The sequence below is a fragment of the Nostoc sp. FACHB-888 genome (assembly GCF_014696655.1).
Classification (GTDB): Bacteria; Cyanobacteriota; Cyanobacteriia; order Cyanobacteriales; family Nostocaceae; genus Nostoc.
The window spans coordinates 1-16,709 of record NZ_JACJQM010000105.1 but is presented as its reverse complement, the minus strand read 5'-3'; the positions used below and the strand labels follow the sequence as shown (position 1 = coordinate 16,709).

Annotated in this window: 18 protein-coding genes and 1 pseudogene; 9 read left to right on the top strand and 10 right to left on the bottom strand. The window is 41.5% G+C overall.

Annotated elements, in window-relative coordinates; genetic code table 11:
• Positions 1-861 (top strand): annotated as a pseudogene (locus H6G26_RS31345) (hypothetical protein); the annotation flags it as partial.
• A gap of 107 nt (positions 862-968) precedes the next feature.
• Here the strand turns inward: H6G26_RS31345 and H6G26_RS31340 are convergent.
• Positions 969-2,027 (bottom strand): ATP-grasp domain-containing protein, encoded by a 1,059-nt coding sequence (locus H6G26_RS31340; RefSeq protein WP_190734511.1) that lies wholly within the window; start codon positions 2,025-2,027, stop codon positions 969-971.
• Between the two features lie 522 nt (positions 2,028-2,549).
• On the bottom strand, positions 2,550-2,885 hold the full coding sequence (locus H6G26_RS44340) for an SDR family oxidoreductase (protein ID WP_347242532.1): 336 nt from the start codon (positions 2,883-2,885) through the stop codon (positions 2,550-2,552).
• Between the two features lie 41 nt (positions 2,886-2,926).
• On the opposite strand from H6G26_RS44340, the gene H6G26_RS31330 reads away from it, so the two are divergent.
• Positions 2,927-3,622, top strand: coding sequence for a hypothetical protein (locus H6G26_RS31330; protein ID WP_190734509.1), 696 nt, complete (start codon positions 2,927-2,929; stop codon positions 3,620-3,622).
• 359 nt (positions 3,623-3,981) lie between these two features.
• Here the strand turns inward: H6G26_RS31330 and H6G26_RS41910 are convergent, their stop codons facing one another.
• Positions 3,982-4,653, bottom strand: a complete 672-nt coding sequence (locus tag H6G26_RS41910; protein WP_199327172.1) for a hypothetical protein — start codon at positions 4,651-4,653, stop codon at positions 3,982-3,984.
• Positions 4,654-4,926: 273 nt separating this feature from the next.
• Between H6G26_RS41910 and H6G26_RS31320 the strand changes: the two genes are divergently transcribed.
• The 3 genes from H6G26_RS31320 to H6G26_RS31310 all read left to right on the top strand — a co-directional run bounded on the left by H6G26_RS31320 (position 4,927) and on the right by H6G26_RS31310 (position 7,651).
• Entirely contained in the window at positions 4,927-5,667 is a 741-nt protein-coding gene (locus H6G26_RS31320) for an AAA family ATPase (RefSeq protein WP_190734507.1), read from the top strand.
• Positions 5,668-5,689: 22 nt separating this feature from the next.
• On the top strand, positions 5,690-6,634 hold the full coding sequence (locus H6G26_RS31315) for a ParB/RepB/Spo0J family partition protein (protein ID WP_190734505.1): 945 nt from the start codon (positions 5,690-5,692) through the stop codon (positions 6,632-6,634).
• Positions 6,635-6,700: 66 nt separating this feature from the next.
• A complete protein-coding gene (locus H6G26_RS31310) occupies positions 6,701-7,651 on the top strand; it encodes an RpoD/SigA family RNA polymerase sigma factor (RefSeq protein ID WP_190734503.1) in 951 nt (316 codons plus the stop codon).
• A 159-nt stretch (positions 7,652-7,810) separates the two neighbouring features.
• Here the strand turns inward: H6G26_RS31310 and H6G26_RS31305 are convergent, their stop codons facing one another.
• Positions 7,811-8,668, bottom strand: coding sequence for an SDR family NAD(P)-dependent oxidoreductase (locus tag H6G26_RS31305; protein WP_190734501.1), 858 nt, complete (start codon positions 8,666-8,668; stop codon positions 7,811-7,813).
• A gap of 234 nt (positions 8,669-8,902) precedes the next feature.
• On the opposite strand from H6G26_RS31305, the gene H6G26_RS31300 reads away from it, so the two are divergent.
• Complete coding sequence (locus tag H6G26_RS31300; protein ID WP_190734513.1) at positions 8,903-9,808, top strand: LysR family transcriptional regulator; 906 nt, start codon at positions 8,903-8,905, stop codon at positions 9,806-9,808.
• A gap of 77 nt (positions 9,809-9,885) precedes the next feature.
• Here H6G26_RS31300 and H6G26_RS31295 read toward each other — a convergent pair whose 3' ends face one another.
• Positions 9,886-10,386 carry an ATP-grasp domain-containing protein gene (locus H6G26_RS31295; RefSeq protein WP_347242533.1) on the bottom strand — a complete coding sequence of 167 codons (501 nt, stop codon included), beginning with the start codon at positions 10,384-10,386 and terminating at the stop codon, positions 9,886-9,888.
• 342 nt (positions 10,387-10,728) lie between these two features.
• Between H6G26_RS31295 and H6G26_RS31290 the strand changes: the two genes are divergently transcribed.
• Both H6G26_RS31290 and H6G26_RS31285 read left to right on the top strand, forming a co-directional pair.
• Positions 10,729-11,667 (top strand): hypothetical protein, encoded by a 939-nt coding sequence (locus tag H6G26_RS31290; RefSeq protein WP_190734499.1) that lies wholly within the window; start codon positions 10,729-10,731, stop codon positions 11,665-11,667.
• A complete protein-coding gene (locus H6G26_RS31285) occupies positions 11,636-12,115 on the top strand; it encodes a GNAT family N-acetyltransferase (protein WP_190734498.1) in 480 nt (159 codons plus the stop codon). Before H6G26_RS31290 ends, H6G26_RS31285 begins: the two co-directional genes overlap by 32 nt.
• 77 nt (positions 12,116-12,192) lie before the next feature.
• Here the strand turns inward: H6G26_RS31285 and H6G26_RS31280 are convergent, their stop codons facing one another.
• From H6G26_RS31280 to H6G26_RS31270, 4 genes are all read right to left on the bottom strand, one after another.
• A complete protein-coding gene (locus tag H6G26_RS31280; RefSeq protein WP_190734496.1) occupies positions 12,193-12,648 on the bottom strand; it encodes a GFA family protein in 456 nt (151 codons plus the stop codon).
• A 4-nt stretch (positions 12,649-12,652) separates the two neighbouring features.
• Positions 12,653-14,122, bottom strand: a complete 1,470-nt coding sequence (locus H6G26_RS31275; protein ID WP_190734494.1) for a serine hydrolase — start codon at positions 14,120-14,122, stop codon at positions 12,653-12,655.
• Between the two features lie 10 nt (positions 14,123-14,132).
• The gene (locus H6G26_RS43935) at positions 14,133-14,255 is read right to left on the bottom strand and encodes a hypothetical protein (protein ID WP_277883932.1); all 123 of its coding nucleotides are present in this window, start codon (positions 14,253-14,255) and stop codon (positions 14,133-14,135) included.
• 156 nt (positions 14,256-14,411) lie between these two features.
• Entirely contained in the window at positions 14,412-15,098 is a 687-nt protein-coding gene (locus H6G26_RS31270; protein ID WP_190734492.1) for a hypothetical protein, read from the bottom strand.
• 230 nt (positions 15,099-15,328) lie between these two features.
• On the opposite strand from H6G26_RS31270, the gene H6G26_RS31265 reads away from it, so the two are divergent.
• A complete protein-coding gene (locus H6G26_RS31265) occupies positions 15,329-16,102 on the top strand; it encodes a hypothetical protein (protein WP_190734490.1) in 774 nt (257 codons plus the stop codon).
• Positions 16,103-16,210: 108 nt separating this feature from the next.
• Here the strand turns inward: H6G26_RS31265 and H6G26_RS31260 are convergent, their stop codons facing one another.
• Positions 16,211-16,438, bottom strand: a complete 228-nt coding sequence (locus tag H6G26_RS31260) for a hypothetical protein (protein ID WP_190734488.1) — start codon at positions 16,436-16,438, stop codon at positions 16,211-16,213.
• Between the last annotated feature and the right edge of the window lie 271 nt (positions 16,439-16,709).

Genomic DNA, 16,709 nt, shown 5'->3' with positions numbered 1-16,709 from the left:
AAAAAACTTGGAGTCATGGGCTTGGCTGTTGACAACCAGAAAGCTGAGACTGTGACAAAATGGTTAACTGCTCAAAAAGTTGAATGGCAGCAAGTACCAATAGAAGATGTCATCAGGGAAACTAAAAAAGGTCTAGCTGTATTTAGCTTGGTTGATAGCTCCATCCCTGACAAAACTTTGTCGAGCATGACCAAGAAATTTGGGGCTGTGATTGAATCGGATAGTAACTATCAACAAAGAGTTAATTCCCTCGCCACACGACCGCAGTTTTTGAAAGCACCAGAACAAACAGCGCAATCCCCACCTAACCAATCTATAACTCCATCACTCTCCACTAATCCTTCTACACCAGATATTACTAATAGTACAAAAACCGAACTTATAGGTGTAGAGAAGCCCCCGACAGTTACTATTGATGACTTGAGAAATTGGTATAATGCCGCAGATAAGTTAGGGAAGCCGGAAAATTACAAAAAACGCATTGTAGAAGTGGCCAATCAGTTTAAAGCTGGTGAGCAATTATCAGCCCAAGTGTTGACAGTAATGAATCAAGATACATTTGAGCTTGAAGGCATCAGTCGGCTGACTCAAATTGCTCAAAGGATTGGCATGGTCTGGGGGAAGTCTGATGAAAATGGGACTCAAGTTCAAGGAAAGATTTATGACTTGGCTTTCAATACCCAGCAGAGGAATTTAACTATTTCGCAGAAAAATGGGGAGGTAATTTTAAACTTGCAATCTGGGAGGGTGCAGACGAATAAAGTAACTCCCCAGATATTGCAAACTTTTGAGGATGTTAATACTCAAATTGATAAAATATTAGCTAAATCTCAAACACAACAAATAGGCATACAAAGATAAATTTATCCTAAAATAGCCCTTTTAAGCGTTTAATTATTGTGGCAATACAGTACTGTACAGTATTAATGCAGTGTAACCACTACAGATAACAATACTCACACGTCAATTTAAATGTGGTTTACTGTATTACTAAGGATATTTATATAACGGTCTTCGGCAAGTCTAATTTGTGTAGTAAGAAAGTCAGATATGCTTATATTTGAAACACGTAAAGCTATAGGTAGGAGTGAGGTTTTAGTTAATCCAGGGAGAGTGTTAATCTCCAAAAATATAGGGACAGTTGATGTAAGTATGAAGTCACTACGTGAATATCCATAAGCTCCTATTGCTTTGTGTACACTTAGAGCTGCTTCCTTTAGAGCTACTACGGCACTTTCTGGGAATGTTGATGGGCATATTTCTTCTACCCCATCATTAAGATATTTTCCCGCATAATCGAATACTCGATTACTACGTGGTCTGATTTCAACTGGAGGGAGTGCAATAGCATCTTGGTTATGTTGGATTACGGCAACTGTAGTTTCGACACCTGACACAAAAGGCTCGACAATATATTCGCGTTGTTCTGAAGCAGTAGCAAGATTTTCTAAATCGATTTCTGTTTCAATAAACATTAGACCATAGCTTGAGCCATCTGATAACGGTTTTGCCACCAATTTACCGTATTGAGACAGCCATTCTAAAAGTTCTTCTATGATGACTGGTTTGCTAGGGGAAGCAATGACCGATGAGGCAACCGATACACCCACACTTTCTGCAATCTCTTTAGCGGCAGCCTTATTAAAGGCTAACTGGCTAGACCGAGATCCCGAACCAGTAAAGAGAATTTGTCTTTTTTCACATTGCGCTGCAAAAGTTCCATTCTCAGCAGTACCACCATGTAGTGCTAGCAAAAGTAATTTATGTTCCTGTGCTGCTATGTCTAAAGCATCATCAACGGAATCAGCAAAATTTTCTGTGCTGGGAATGAAGGGAGCTTGAAATGGCTTCTCATGTCCCAGAAGCTCTTGTCTTTCTACTTTATGAAAATTATCACCAACAGACCAGAACCAAATCTCAGCTTCTGGAAAAATTTCTACTAAATGTTGGGCTGTAGCGACAGAAACTAGCCGTTCTAAACTTTCACCCCCAAACAATATCACTGGATAATTAATACCTTTTTTCACAAAGCTGACTCTCCCTTTTTACGATATGTCTTAACTGTTCTAGCGTGAAAAACACTCATATTTTCAACACTCGAATCATAATGGAATTTCGGCTCTACGCCAAATATATTTATTGATGTGGCTTTTCTATAGAGTTAAATCAATGGCTTTTGATTATAAATCTGTTATTTATCTATAAAATTAAACACAAGTAAGAAAGTCCATTAAGAAAAATTTGATTACTTAGCTCTTAAGCTTTACTTATAAGGATTTGACCAGCCAATACTGCCTAACTTCTTTGCGCGACATTGGTTTTTTAAGTATCTGGCGACAAAACATTAAGTTACTGTATTAATGCACTCTAATTACTTTTTAGCTGCCTGTCGTTTAATCCAACATGGAAATTAACAATATGTCTGTAATGATTCTTTCGTTTCATGTAATATCACAGATTTGAGTCTTTTGTTAAGTTACCTGGCAACGAGTGATATATTTAAGTTGCCCTTGTTTTTCTGTAACCTTTAGTATAGAGAGGTTATGTAATTAAATTCCAGATGAACGAGCTTCGTCTACTTTGAGGGTGGTTCCTGTAATGAACTTAGCATCATCTGATATTAAAAAGCTAACCGTTTTGGCGAGTTCTGCATAGGTAGCTGGACGACCCCACATCAAATCATCAGGAACGTTCCAGCCTTCTAATTCCTCAAGGCTATCGGCAACAAAAAAAGGAGCGATCGAGTTCATGCGAATATGATCAGCCCGATATCGCGGGCGCATAGAGTTTGGTAAATCCTTCCATTGCAGCACGAAGTGTTCCACTGAAAGGAGTTCCAAGTGTTGGTTCTTGAGAATCGCTTGCGGAAATATTAATGATCGCACCACCCCCAAGTTGACGCATCGGTTCTGTCACCAGTTTCGCGATGCTTCCCGTACAAGAGTGGATATTGGAATTCCGCCTCGGTTATCTCGGTCGCTACTGGAGCCTGATAAGTGTTGCTGGCTTATTCATTGGCTTTTTGCTCTCTGCGCTGATATTTGTGCCATTGATTATCAATATGACACTAGATCCGTTCAGCTATCCAGATCATATTGTCATGAGCGCGATTGCTGCGGTGATTTTTGGTGCAATACTCTGGCTGGGACAGTGGCTAATACTGCGACAGACTGAGATGACACCGAGAATTTTTGCGCTTATCAATACGGTAGTTGGAATTTTTGTCTTCTCTGTGCTGGTATGGTTTAATCAAAAAAGTTTGCAGTGGAGCGGTGGCCCGATTGAAGGCTGGAAAACCGGACTTATTTTTCTAGTCAGTGGTACCTGTACCGGAGCCGCGACGGGTAAAGCATTAGATTTTTACTGTGGACGAGTCGAGCAGCGATTAATCAAACTTGAGAGGGAGAGGGTAGAGCAAGAAACTCAAGAGCGAGAAAGGCTCTTAAGAGAGCGGTTGGAAAAGGAAAAACTAGAGCAAGAAATCCTAGAAGCAGAGATGGCGGAGCGGAAAAGGATACAGCGAGAGGCGGCTCAAGAAGAAGAACGTTTGTGGTACGAGCAGCATGGGAAGGATTATGCAGATTATGAATATGATGAGGAAGAAGAGGAGGATGAGGAATAAACCAGAATGCAGAATTGGTGAATCCAGAATTGGTGAATTTTCGCCCTGAGAGTTTAAGATCCCTTGTTTGCTTTGTTAGCTACTTAGCATAAAAGCTTTATTCTAACTCTTGACTCCTGACTCCTGAATTCTATAACTAAGAAATTCCTTAACCAAACCGTGTTGGGGGTCAAGTGGGGTACAAAAGTTAAATGTTTCAAATGTACCCTAAGTAGCCCCTATGTATTTCCCATATAGGGGCTATTATGTATAAAAGCTCTAAATAATAATTGGGGTACATATAGCCCCCATATATACCCCATGAGTAATTTTTAAAATCTTCCCATATAGCTAATTAAAAAGAGCAGTCGATGCATATTTTACTTTTCTGCCCAAGGTGAAGGTATCGCCGTAGTCGAAAGTACTTCCCTTGCTTGCAGTCTAATCGCTGTTTGCTCACAGTTGGGGCATTTTACCTTTGTGAAAATCACTGAAGGTCGTCCTTTGTACTCGCCCATTAGGGGATCTCCGGTGTACTCGCTGATTATCCCCTGCAAGCAGTGGTAGCACTCGAATATCACACGCCCTACCTCCGAGTTGCAATCCAGGAATTGCATGTGCTGACAGGGTGATGGCGGTAATTCTGGTTCTTCGGAGCGGTCTTGGAAGGGTATATGAGGTTTGGTTGCTGATAGTGAATCTATTTTTTTCTTGTTGCGCTTGCCAGTCACCTGCGGCTCAACTTTTGGCGGCTCTAGGCGTTTTTGCTGGACAGGGGCATGGCCGGGTTGCTGCTCGCTTGTGAGTTCTTCCAACAACTTGCCATCATCTAAGGTAGAGTGAAACAACTCTTGTTTCTCCGGTGATTTAGATGCGCTGTCGCTTGACTGAGTTATTGTTTTTGGAGCTTCATGAAGGGCGGTTGTTTTTACTACATCTTGGTATGATTCTACTTGAGCATCACTATTGCCCAATTTCTGTACTTCTGGTTGATTAACAGTAGGAATGTGCTTAATCAATTGTGGCTTGGGTGGTCGCTTAGTAGATTTCATAAGAACCTTTGGTAAAAACCTTCTTTTTAATGTAACTTTTAAACTGAAGAATGCTTGCTTTTAGTATTTCACTTTCTCCGAAGCGCCCCTATTATAATGTCGTCAAGCTGAATTTTTTTCTACAAATCTATATTTGGCATACAAGCAAAAGTAAAAAGTTTAAGTTACTTTGAAATTTCGGTTGTATTAAAGTTTATCCAAGTATAAAATCAGCCATAATAGAGGCTTTAATAGCGAACTCTAATTATTCTCCACATCAAGCGAAATATAACTGTGAGCAAAACCCGTATTATTGCACTATTCAACCAGTCAGGAGGAGTAGGGAAAACCAGTTTAACCATGAACTTGGGCTACCATCTCAGCCAGAAAAAGAAAAATCGCGTTTTACTTATAGATGTAGATCCACAAGCCTCGCTAACAACCTTTATGGGACTCGACCCAGAAAAATTTACGAAAACTGTGTACGAAGCAGTAGTAGGCGAGGAAGTATTACCAATTTATCCTGAATTAATTCATGGCATGAGTTTAGTTCCAGCCAATATCAACTTAAGTGCTGCCGAACTTGAACTTGTTGTAGCGCTAATGCGTGAAATGCGTCTAAAAAATGCACTGGCCTCTATATTAGATAAATATGATTTTATTTTGATAGACTGTCCTCCGTCATTAGGGATTCTCAGCGTTATCAGTTTGGTAGCAGCAACTCACGTCTTGGTTCCTATTCAGTGCCAGTTCAAATCTTTTCAAGGAACTGATCTACTTTTAAGAACTGTAGCAACGCTTCGTAAAGGAGCAAATAAAGCCCTTACTATTGCCGGTTTTGTTCCAACCATGTATGATGCGCGTACTGCTCAAGAGAGTAGAACTATGAAAGCTATTTTTGAACAATTGTCACCATTAGCAACAGTCTACGAGCCAATTCCTAAAACTATTGCCTTTGCTGATGCAAGTGAGGCACGCCTACCTTTGGCGCTATATAGCCCTAAACATCCTGCTGTCAGTGTACTAAAAAAATAACCTCAAATTTAGAAAAACTACCATGATTAGCAGTAAGAAAGACAAGCCTTATACCAGCCATTTAAAAGGTGTAGCTGCTTTGCTTGGTGAAACCTTGAACCAAAGTGAAAGTACTACTGGCTCACCACAGAAGATTTCCATTGATGCGATCCAATTACCTCAATCACAGCCCCGGCGCTATTTCGATACTGAAAAAATTAGCCAGCTTGCATTATCAATTCAAGAACATGGTATTCTTGAGCCACTACTTGTGCGCCCACAAGGAGAAGCATACGAGTTGGTTGCTGGAGAGCGCCGCTTACGTGCAGCAAAAATGATTGGGTTAGAGGAAGTCCCTGTTGTAATTAGGGAGTTTGACGACCAAGAAGCGTTACAGATATCGCTAGTTGAAAACTTGATAAGGGAAGATTTAAATCCAATTGAAGCAACTGAGGGTATACTTCAACTTCTCAGTTTGCAATTGAAGCAAAGTATTAATGATGTTGTTTCATTACTGTACCGAATGCAAAATGAAGCTAAAGGTAAAGTTACCCAAAACGTTTTGGGTAGTGAAGAATCAATTACTATTAAAACTATTTTTGATACAGTAGGAATCATATCCTGGGAATCTTTTGTCAGTAGTCGTTTACCATTACTGAAACTGCCTCCAGATGTGTTAGCTGTATTGCGCCAAGGTCAAATTGAATACACTAAAGCAACGGCAATTGCCCGTATAAAAAATGATCTAGAAAGAATGGCACTTATGGAAGCCGCGATAAAAGAAAATTTATCTTTAGTACAGATTAATGAACGAATTAAATCATCTCGTACAACTGGCTCACAATCAGCTTCTTTAAAGGATCGCTACAAGCAAGTATCAAACAGATTGCAAAAAGCTCCTATTTGGGACAATCCTAAAAAACAAAAAGCTCTAGAAAAATTACTCGCTCAAATTGAATCACTTTTAGACGAAAGTTCACCTGGATAAAATTATTCAATTAATTTAAACTTTCAATTTTTAACTGAAAAGCCAGTATTTTATTTGTTAACTTATATGCCTACCCCGACTTCAGATATAGTTCGCCTCTACCTGCAAGATATCGGACGTTTCCCCTTGCTGACAGGCTCCCAAGAAATCGGTTATGCAAGACTTGTACAGCAGATGGTAGCTATTGAGCAACGAAAAGCTGAACTTGTACAAAAACTGAATCAAGAGCCAACAACATCCGAGTTAGCTGCTGATCTTCAAAAAACTGAAGCCGAAGTCACTCAAATTCTTCAGCAGGGTCAATGGGCAAAGCAGAAAATGGTGACAGCAAACTTGCGGCTTGTAGTTTCAGTTGCCAAGAAATATCAGAACCGCAACATGGAATTGCTAGACTTAATTCAAGAAGGGGCGCTGGGACTACAGCGTGGTGTCGAGAAATTTGATCCCAATCGTGGTTACAAACTTTCCACCTACGCATACTGGTGGATTACCCAAGCAATTACTAGAGCCATTGCGGAACAATCACGGACTATTAGATTGCCTGTTCACCTTACTGAAATACTTAATAAAGTAAAGAAGGTGCAGCGAGAAAGCTTTCAAAAGCTCGGTCGTCATGCTACTGCTGAAGAAATTGCATCAACATTAAACATAAGCCCAGATAAGCTTCGAGAATATCTCAGCGCTTCTCGCACAGCTATTTCTTTAAATAAACAAGTTGGAGATGAGAAAGAGACAGAATTGGGCGAAATTTTAGCAGACGTTGGTGCTTCACCAGAAAAACTGCTCACCCAAGAACTTTTATCGCAAGACGTGGCGAAATTTTTAGCACCACTGACACCTATACAGCGTCAAGTGTTAACTTTAAGCTTTGGGCTAGAGAACGATCAGCATTTGAATCTTGCTCAGATTGGTAAAGAGCTAAACCTCAGCCGAGAGCGGATTCGTCAAATCCAAGTCAAGGCGATAAGTATTCTCCGCCATCGACAAAACGACATGCAAGAGTATTTATTTGATTAAACCATCATGTAAAAATAAGTTGTACAAATTTAATTTGGAATAAGCTGCTAGCCTTACTTTCCAATTAAAAGTGTTCAAGTTATTTTTGCGTGATTCCTACGCTGCCACTAATAATCTCAATTGTTTCCCAAAGACCATCTCAAAGTACAAGCCGAATCTTTAAAACGCAACATCCGCAGCAATCTCCTGCCAGCGAGTAGCCAAATCCTCCGCAGTAGAACTTTCAACAGCGGCAAGGTTTAATGGATAGTTCACGTTGTCTCGCTCGATCCAGCGCACAGCTGTGAATTGGCCATTGCTTGCCCTTAATATAAATCCAGACTCTCGGCATTCACCAGAAGCCAGATATAACACTCCGGGGGCTACTTGCTCGGGTCGCAAATCAAGAGGCTCATCTTGTACGTTCCACATCCGCGTTTTGGCTATCGGCGAAATCGCATTAACGAGAATGGAATGCTCTTTGCCTTCAACCGCAAGCACATTCATCAGACCGATCTGTGCCATTTTACCCATAGCATAAGGGGCAAGACCACTGAGTGCATATTGCTGATAAATAGCTCTATCGGAAGTAGTAAACACAATCCGTCCGTAGTTTTGCTGTTTCATAATCGGAAAGGCGGCTTGAGCTAACCAAGTTGGCGCTTCTATGTTGATGTTGATGGCACGTTGTAGAAAATTAGGTGTCAGGTCTTGGATTGATTCATAAGCAACCCAGCCAGCATTGTGGATTAAGATATCGAGGCGATCGAACTTTAAGAGCGTCATTTCTACCAGGCTGCGGCAGTTGTCTCGACTATCCAGGAGTACATCGCTGGCGATCGCAACTCCACCAGCTTTGCGAATGTTGCTGGCGACATCAGCCGCCACCATTGGATCGAAACCAGTCCCCTCTTTGTTAACGCCTGCATCGTGGATTACAACTCGCGCCCCTCTTTCTGCCAACAGACGGGCATAAGCTGCTCCTAAACCGCGTCCACTGCCTGTAATAATGGCTACTTGATCGTCAAGTCGAATCATTTGCCTCTCTTCTGATTGAAATCTTAAATTTGAGTGGGCGTAAGCACCATCTCATGACTCGTTCAAAGTTGGCTACCTAGCGTTCGCCTCTGCATGGCTATCTATATAGAGTTAATTTGTTTTCTCCAATACAAAAGTGATGAGACGCACCTCATATTTCTTACGATAGGGGACAGTCATGTGACTGTCCAATATATATTTGACTAAGATTAATAGGTTAGACATATAAGTGTGATGGAACTACGGCATCTGCACTACTTCATCGCGGTGGCTGAGGAACTACACTTTAGTCGAGCAGCAAAGCGGTTGCACATTTCCCAACCCCCGCTCAGTCAGCAGATTCGCGGTTTGGAAGATGAACTAGGAGTCAGGCTGTTTGAGAGAACGAAGCGGCAAGTGCAGCTTACTGAAGCAGGTAAAGTGTTTTTAGAGCGCTCCTATCTGGTGTTAGCGCAACTCGAACAGGCGATCGAAGTGACACAACGGGTAGAGCGGGGTGAGGTTGGACGGTTGGCGATCGGGTTTGTTGGATCTGCAACGTATACCGTACTGCCAGATATTTTAAGTGTCTTTCGAGAACAGTTTCCTGCTGTAGAACTGCGATTGCATGAACTGACGACGCAAGAGCAAATTCAAGCTCTGCATCATAAACAGGTTGATGTCGGCATTGTTCGTTCTGCCATCATTGAGCCAGGGCTAAGTATGGAATGCGTTTTGCAAGAATCATTGGTATTGGCGTTGCCACAAACCCATCCGCTCTCTGCACAGGCTAAAGTGTCTCTCTCTGCTTTGGCAGATGAATTATTTATCCTATTTCCTGCCAAAATGGGGCCCATCTTTTACGAGCAGATTATTAACATTTGTCAAGAAGCTGGATTTCGTCCGAAAGTCGCTCAGGAGGCAGTTCAGATGCAAACTATCATCGGCTTGGTTGCAGCAGGATTGGGCATCGCTTTGGTTCCCGCCTGCTTGCAAAATTTCCACAGAAGCGGAGTTACTTACAGACCTTTACAAGAGCAGACACCTAAGACCGGACTTTATCTTGCTTGGCGGCAGCATGATTCCTCTCCAGTAATAAGAGCATTTCTCAGCTTGGCACAGAAAACGATGCAATGGGAGTCAAATCGTGATGATAGGTGAGCAGTTCTAGAGATCAATTACCTCACCTGCGGAGCCTCCAAGTACTGTCTCAGTAGTAAGCTGAAGCAGCCTAACGATTAATCTGACTTTTCCCGTGAAGTCGTGAAACAACGAAATAGCAAGGATTTCACAAGAGATTTTCTTCTCAACAACTTAATTTTAATGATAATGAGCCACGAGAGAATAGGGCTTTGGGCTAGGGGTATAGCAATCAACTTTATCGGCTCGTTAATTGTCGATCCACAGTTGAGCAAAACGTTCAGCTGTCCATCCAATAATATCTGACACCTGCCCATCTGCCCATCACCAATTTCTACGATTCGCTTAGTACCATCTCTACGCTTTATTACATCAACAGAGAAAAACTGGCTTTCAATCCGCTTGGCACACTCAAAGACAATCTCTGGAATTTCTTCATCTGCTAAAGCAGCAAAAGGTTTACCAGATAGGACAAAGTAACGCCTCTCGGTTTCAGGCACAAAATCTTCAATCCGCCGCACACAAATACCTCCCTCAATCGTGCCTCGAAACTTTTGCATCTCGGCAACTACTGTTTTGATTTGCGAAGGTTGATTAATTATGGAACCAACTGAGGTTTTAAGAGACTTAACATAATCTTTGATAAAAACCCATCCCAGCCGAGTTGATTCAACTGGTTTTCTAAATTATCATCAACGGAATAAAATTTAGTCTCTGGAGTCAAATCAGTAATTAGGGGACTTCCAAAGAATAAATTATTCCAAGAAAAACAAGAAATATGTTTTTTCAAGAATTATTATCATTATTGCTAGTGGAATAGTTTATTTTATGGAAGTCCCTAACTGCTGATAGTTACGGAATATGTATTAAGCAAGATTAGCTCAACTGAGTTGCAACTTAATGTCGATTTGCTTCATAGAGTGGAAACGGCGTTAATCAATATGTCAAACGAGGAAGATCCGGTTTCAGCAGACATAACTGTTACCTCTGTTGAAGTTCCAGAGTTGACAGAGGAAGAACAGCGCGATCGCTTACACTTGGAGAGAAAAGTGGAGAAGGCGGTTTTTGAAGCAGGTAAGGCGCTGATGGAATTGCGCGATCGCAGGCTTTACCGTTCCACCCACAGCACTTTTGAGGAGTATTGCAAGGACAGGTTTGGATTTCAACGTCGTCATCCTTACAGATTAATCGAAGCTTCGGCTGTGTTTGATAATCTGATGAAAATGTGTCCCAATGGGACACAAACTGAAACTGAATCAAGCGATGCGGAAATTTATTCTAGTGGGACACAAACAGAAAATGAGGAAATGTGTCCCAATGGGACACAAATTCTGCCTACGAGTGAACGCCAGGTTAGACCGATAACAAAGCTGGAACCTCAACAGCAATGGGAAGTATGGCAGACGGCAGTGGAAGAAGCAGGGGGTAAAGTACCATCTGCTAGAGTTGTAGGCGATGTAGTACAACGGATTATGGAACGAACAAAAGCACCAAATCCTTACCGTGTTGGGGAAATCTGCCTCCTTATTGCCAAAGATAATCCTGATTTACGAGGAAAAGGCGGATGTTGGGGGATAGTCAAGCATGTGGGTAAATTCAGTTGTACAGTCACAATGTGGGATGGGGAGTACACCATCAGAATCGACCACATGAAGCCACTCAATTACCTGGAGTCGGAATGTCAGCAGATGCAGCAGATCAGTGATCGCATCAGTAGGTTACGGGAAAACGAGAGATTAGAAGAAGCTGCCCGTGCTGTGCTGAAGCACTTGGGGGAGTTGAAGCGGCCGTATTTGACTGCGGTAGAGGAGAAACTTTTGGGTTTTATAGAGCAGGAATATGGGGTTAATGAAGGAAATAAGCCGATTGCAAATTCGTGAAGATGACTTGACAGGTAAAAATATTGCTGACCTTCTGAGGGAACATCTCGAAAATATGCATGAGATTACCCCACCCGAAAGCGTTCATGCTCTTGATATAGAGGCATTGCGTTCGCCTAATATTACTTTTTGGACGGCTTGGGATGGCGAAGAACTGGTTGGATGCGGGGCATTGAAAGAACTAGATTCAAGAAGCGGTGAAATCAAATCAATGCGTACCGTCAAGGCTCACCGACGTAGGGGTGTTGCCTCAAAGATTCTAGAACATATTATTATCAAGGAAGCCCACCGACGTGGTTATGATTGCCTGTATTTGGAAACAGGGGCTTTTGGAGAGTTTACCCCAGCGCGAGCCTTGTACATACGTTATGGATTCGAGTACCGAGGCCCTTTTGGGGATTATACCCAAGACGCGAACAGTGTATTTATGATGAAAAGTCTCGCTTAATTTCCTGAAAAACTAGCATATTGCTCGAAGAATCCGCAAAATTGTCCAAATTTTCAGGATAAATTTTTTCGGAAAATCTATGAACTCTGTTGTTTCCATTTGTCCCATAACGGATGTATATCATCTGGTTGCCCTTCGTAGTTGAGCATTTCCTCGGAAATTGTTACCCAAGGCTGTGCGCTGCGTGTCCAAAGGTTGCCAACTGGAAGTAAATTGCTTGTATCGTCTAATGTTCCAGCTTTGACGTTAATCGTACCGGGGCTGTAAGTACGCTCATGAAATAACCGCGTTCCACACTCACCGCAGAATACATTTTTTACTTCACGTTTGCTGTCAGCTTTGCGAATCCAAGCTTTTGGCTGTCCTTGGGTCACAACTAAAGCATCTCGTGGTACAGTAAGTGACATTCCAAAGGCACTGGATGATTGTTTTTGACATTCTTTGCAATGGCACAAGTAAAGAGTTAAAGGTTGGGAGCGGATTTCATAACGGATATCTCCGCATTGACAACCTCCAGTATATGGAAGATTCATGTGTTTAATCTCCTTTTTGTTTTTCGGCTCTAATAGTTTGGTCAGCTTGTTGTCTTAAACTAGTAATACCTGCTTGGTTTAACGTCATAGCTGTAATGTTGCCTGTGTCATCTTGTTCAAAACAAATATTTGTATTTACAGCTTTTGCAAAAAATTCTAGCTCTGAGGTAGAAAAGAACTGCAATGGAGGTTGTTGCTGACATTGGACAAACAAATCTCCGTCCAAATTCATGACTTGAAACTGTAATCCTGCTTTGGTTGAGTACAACCCACAATATCTATCAGCTTGTACTAAAGGAATAATCGTTTTTTCCTTTGCAAAGGCATCAGGCCAGTCATACTCCAGAGCCAGAGATCGCATGACTTCAGGAATCAGTTGGCTTTCATTAGAGTTGAGCATGACAACAGCCCCTTTTCCTATATGGGCATAAACACGCATCAGTGAGCAAAACCCTTCATTATGACCACTATGAAAAAAGTAGAAGCCATCACCAATTCCACCACCTGCAAAGAATCCTAATCCGACAAATAATCCATTGCCTAATCCGATAAACTCATCATTAGCTCCTTGTATTTGCCCTGGCTGTTGAGGAAGCAACATTTGTTCTAGCGTCTGTTTATTCCACACAGATGGAGGACAACCATGCAAGACTCTCATCATTTCAACCGCAAGTTTGGCTAAATCTGATGGAGTTGTCCATAAGCCGGCGGCTGCCATTTCAGGATAAACGTAATGTTTACCTTCAACTGGGATACTAGAACAAGAATGTGCAGTTGCGGCTTTAGTTAACCAATCATTCAACAGTGGCTGGTGATAAGTGCTATTGTTCATTCCCAAAGGTTGAAGCACTAATTTGTGTATCATGTCGGGAAAAGGTTGCTTCAGTAAATCAACCAAAACCTGTTGAGCAATTGTCATACCGCCACCGGAATAGCGAAAATGCAACCCAGGAATTATATTTACTTCTACTTTTTCGGTATTAGCCGGAGATTCACCATTGAGTATTTGAATGAGAGTTGGCAATGAGGTTGATTGGGGATAGCCAGGAAAACCATGTATCGTCAAGCCAGCAGTATGGCTCAACAAATGGCGTAACGTTATCCGAGGTTGCCAGTCACCGATCTTTGGCACACGCCAGGAAGTTAAATAAGTATTGACATCTTCATCAATATCCAAGCGTCCTTCTTGTGCCAGACGCATCACTGCTAAAGCAAAGACGGGTTTACTGATGGAAGCTGCTTGAAATAATGTGTCTGGTGTAACTTGATGATTTGTTCCCTTTTCACAAACACCAAATCCACGTGCCCATTCAATTTCAAAATTATTAATCACAGCAATACTAATGCCTGGCGTGTGGTGATGCGCTAACCGTTCGTCTAAAGTTTTCGGTTCACCAAATTTACCTTCTTGTGCGGTCACTGGCAAAAGATTATTGATAATACTTTCAATACGCTGCTCAACAGATTTCTGCATCGATACCTTCTTAAGCAACTTGTTCAGGTTTTCTTGCCGTCAACACAACCTTGTCACAGCGTTCTAAAACCGCTTCTGCTAGGGTGCAACCGAATCCGGTTGACTTTCCGGTAATCAGATAAACTTTACTCATGGAGTTTTTAAAAGTTAATAGTTTTTGTGTTATCGCAAACACAGGTATTGTCAAGTTAAGTCAGCGGATGGTCAAGCATTTAATCTCTATCTTTTGGTAGAATTTTTTTGTTTTGACGAGTCAGTTTCTAATTATTTTAAAGATGCAAAGCTGATTTTAGCCTGAAGTTCGCAGTCGGAGAATGATCACACCACTAATAGCTGCATACACTGGTGAATAAGCAGCAAAAAATACTGGGATACCAAACATTCCACCAGCACCTCTTACCCATATAATCAAAATTGCCGAAGCAATCAAGAATGCTAAAACGTTCATGGCTATCCATAACAGAACTTTCAAGAACGTAAATCTTAATGCAAAAGCTTGGAACAATCCCATGAGCAAAGCAGCTATGAGTACGCCAGAGACAGAACGGGCGATCGCTCCGGCATTATCCCAAAGAGTGGTTTCAATAAAAGTACCATTAGCTTGACCGACAGTCCCGGCGACATGGGTGTAGGTCAAAATAGTTATGGCCACTGCAATTCCAGTCCAGCCTATGGCAGTTGCAGGTATCCACCAGCGTGAATGCTCAAACCACCTTTGCAAAACAAACCATTGAAATGTGCCAATTACTGCACCAGCAACCACAGCACCAGCAATCGCGCAGCCTAGCAGTATATAGCCGATTGCCCCTTGGGTATTAGCTCCTGGTAATGGTAATAAAGGGATGAATATATTCATTAAAGGAACAGCTAAAAACGCTGCTCCAGTACCAACAAATCCACCAACAATCAAGCCAATTACTGTTGACAGCATCCACCGTCCCCATGCTGCTAACCTAAAAGAACTAGTGTTAGCCACTATTTAACTCCCATTAGCTAAATCTAACATTTGATAAGAACATTTATAGCTCTGGAACTTACAAAGGAATTATCTAATCAATTAAAACAGTTATATGATTTAATTTTTTGTCTGTTCCTCAATTACTCTACAAATACCGCAAATAGATGAACCTGTTAAAGCCTAAATCTCGAAAAAAGAGCAGCCTTAGCTTTGTATTAGTTATGCTTGCGTGCTGTGGTTATAGTGTTGTGCAAACCTCATCAATAGCAAGTTTTAGTGCAGCTTATGGGAGTTCACCTGCTTCTAATGAAGCGAGTACATTCAAAGCTGGCTCCTACTTGTATCGAAAAACAGAGGGATTTGTGCTGAATATGTATATGGTACAACTGCCAAATACTAGCAAGGCTAAAGAGATTCGTTTTCAAGCACCATATACTCATCAAATGTGGCTTGGGGCAGATGGGTCAGGACGTATTCAGCGAATAGACGGTAAACCGGAGTTTTTGAGTGTCCAAGACCGTGCAGTTTGGGAAGCTGCGGGTAAACCAAGCTTGTCACCAAACTTCACGATAGATCATAAAGCAGGTGAACTGGTTGACTCTACAGTACTGCCAGTAGATCAAACTTTACTGACTCAGGCGATCCATAATCGGGCGAAACAGAACAATAGTGCGATTGAGTCTGGGATGTTTGATGAAACTTTGAGTATTTTGGTGACACTGCAAACTAAATCAGAGTTAAACCGACCACTGTTTGAAGTCATGGCAAATATTCCAGGAGTCACACGTAGCGAGAATGTTACAGATCGGCAAGGACGAGCAGGTATAAGTTTGAATTATACTGACAGCCAGACTGGAAAACAAACCCGTGTGATTTTTGACCCGCAAACATACAACGTATTAAGTGATGAGGTAGTTTTACTAAAGCGAGTGCCAGAGTTAAACGTTTCAACCCCATTTTTACTAAGTTGGACGACGTATTCTGTTCCCAAAGTAGTAGCTTCAACTAGTGACGTACCTTAATTATGCTGTTCATAGCAATCAGACGGTATTTGTCAGACTGAATTTTGTGAATTTTAAAGTAATCAACTAGTACATTAATCTCCTAATTATTTTAGGGGATTAAAATTATCAATTGCGGTTTGAGCCACAACTTAAACAACGCATACAAACAGAGAAAGCCGCAAGAAGTGAGACAATCTCAGAAAATAATTGCAATGATAATGGAGCTAGAGCTAACCCCAAAATCAGAGAAATTGTCCCGCTAAACATCGCCGTAATACGATTAATTTCATCTTGAGTCTTCCAAGTTAAGAAAAAAATTCCAAAACCTATTAATAATAAAAGCAAACTACTCATAAATGTATGCTCAGTTGATAGACTGCTAGCGCATTAGGGGGATAATTATTAGTATTGCCAATCATACAGCAGTAATTCCCGCATTTCTCACAAGCTTGATGAGGTGCAGGAGAGCAGAAGAGAGTTCAAATACCAAGTTCTTTCCCCTCTGCACAAACGTAGGCTTTGAGCTTGCGGGGAGACAAAATACCCTGAAAAGCTTATAGATTAAAGAATGTGGCAATTTATGGTAAAACAAAAAGAGCCTTTGTTTGCAACAAGCTCTATCTAA

Bases quoted from the DNA above. Each gene is read 5' to 3' on its own strand.
- H6G26_RS31330 (WP_190734509.1), top strand. From the start codon at position 2,927: ATGCTTCCCGTACAAGAGTGGATATTGGAATTCCGCCTCGGTTATCTC.
- H6G26_RS31315 (WP_190734505.1), top strand. From the start codon at position 5,690: ATGATTAGCAGTAAGAAAGACAAGCCTTATACCAGCCATTTAAAAGGT.
- H6G26_RS31280 (WP_190734496.1), bottom strand. From the start codon at position 12,648: ATGAATCTTCCATATACTGGAGGTTGTCAATGCGGAGATATCCGTTAT.
- H6G26_RS41910 (WP_199327172.1), bottom strand. From the start codon at position 4,653: ATGAAATCTACTAAGCGACCACCCAAGCCACAATTGATTAAGCACATT.
- H6G26_RS31260 (WP_190734488.1), bottom strand. From the start codon at position 16,438: ATGAGTAGTTTGCTTTTATTATTAATAGGTTTTGGAATTTTTTTCTTA.
- H6G26_RS31310 (WP_190734503.1), top strand. From the start codon at position 6,701: ATGCCTACCCCGACTTCAGATATAGTTCGCCTCTACCTGCAAGATATC.
- H6G26_RS43935 (WP_277883932.1), bottom strand. From the start codon at position 14,255: ATGAGTAAAGTTTATCTGATTACCGGAAAGTCAACCGGATTCGGTTGC.
- H6G26_RS31305 (WP_190734501.1), bottom strand. From the start codon at position 8,668: ATGATTCGACTTGACGATCAAGTAGCCATTATTACAGGCAGTGGACGC.
- H6G26_RS31285 (WP_190734498.1), top strand. From the start codon at position 11,636: ATGAAGGAAATAAGCCGATTGCAAATTCGTGAAGATGACTTGACAGGT.
- H6G26_RS31275 (WP_190734494.1), bottom strand. From the start codon at position 14,122: ATGCAGAAATCTGTTGAGCAGCGTATTGAAAGTATTATCAATAATCTT.
- H6G26_RS31300 (WP_190734513.1), top strand. From the start codon at position 8,903: ATGGAACTACGGCATCTGCACTACTTCATCGCGGTGGCTGAGGAACTA.
- H6G26_RS31290 (WP_190734499.1), top strand. From the start codon at position 10,729: ATGTCAAACGAGGAAGATCCGGTTTCAGCAGACATAACTGTTACCTCT.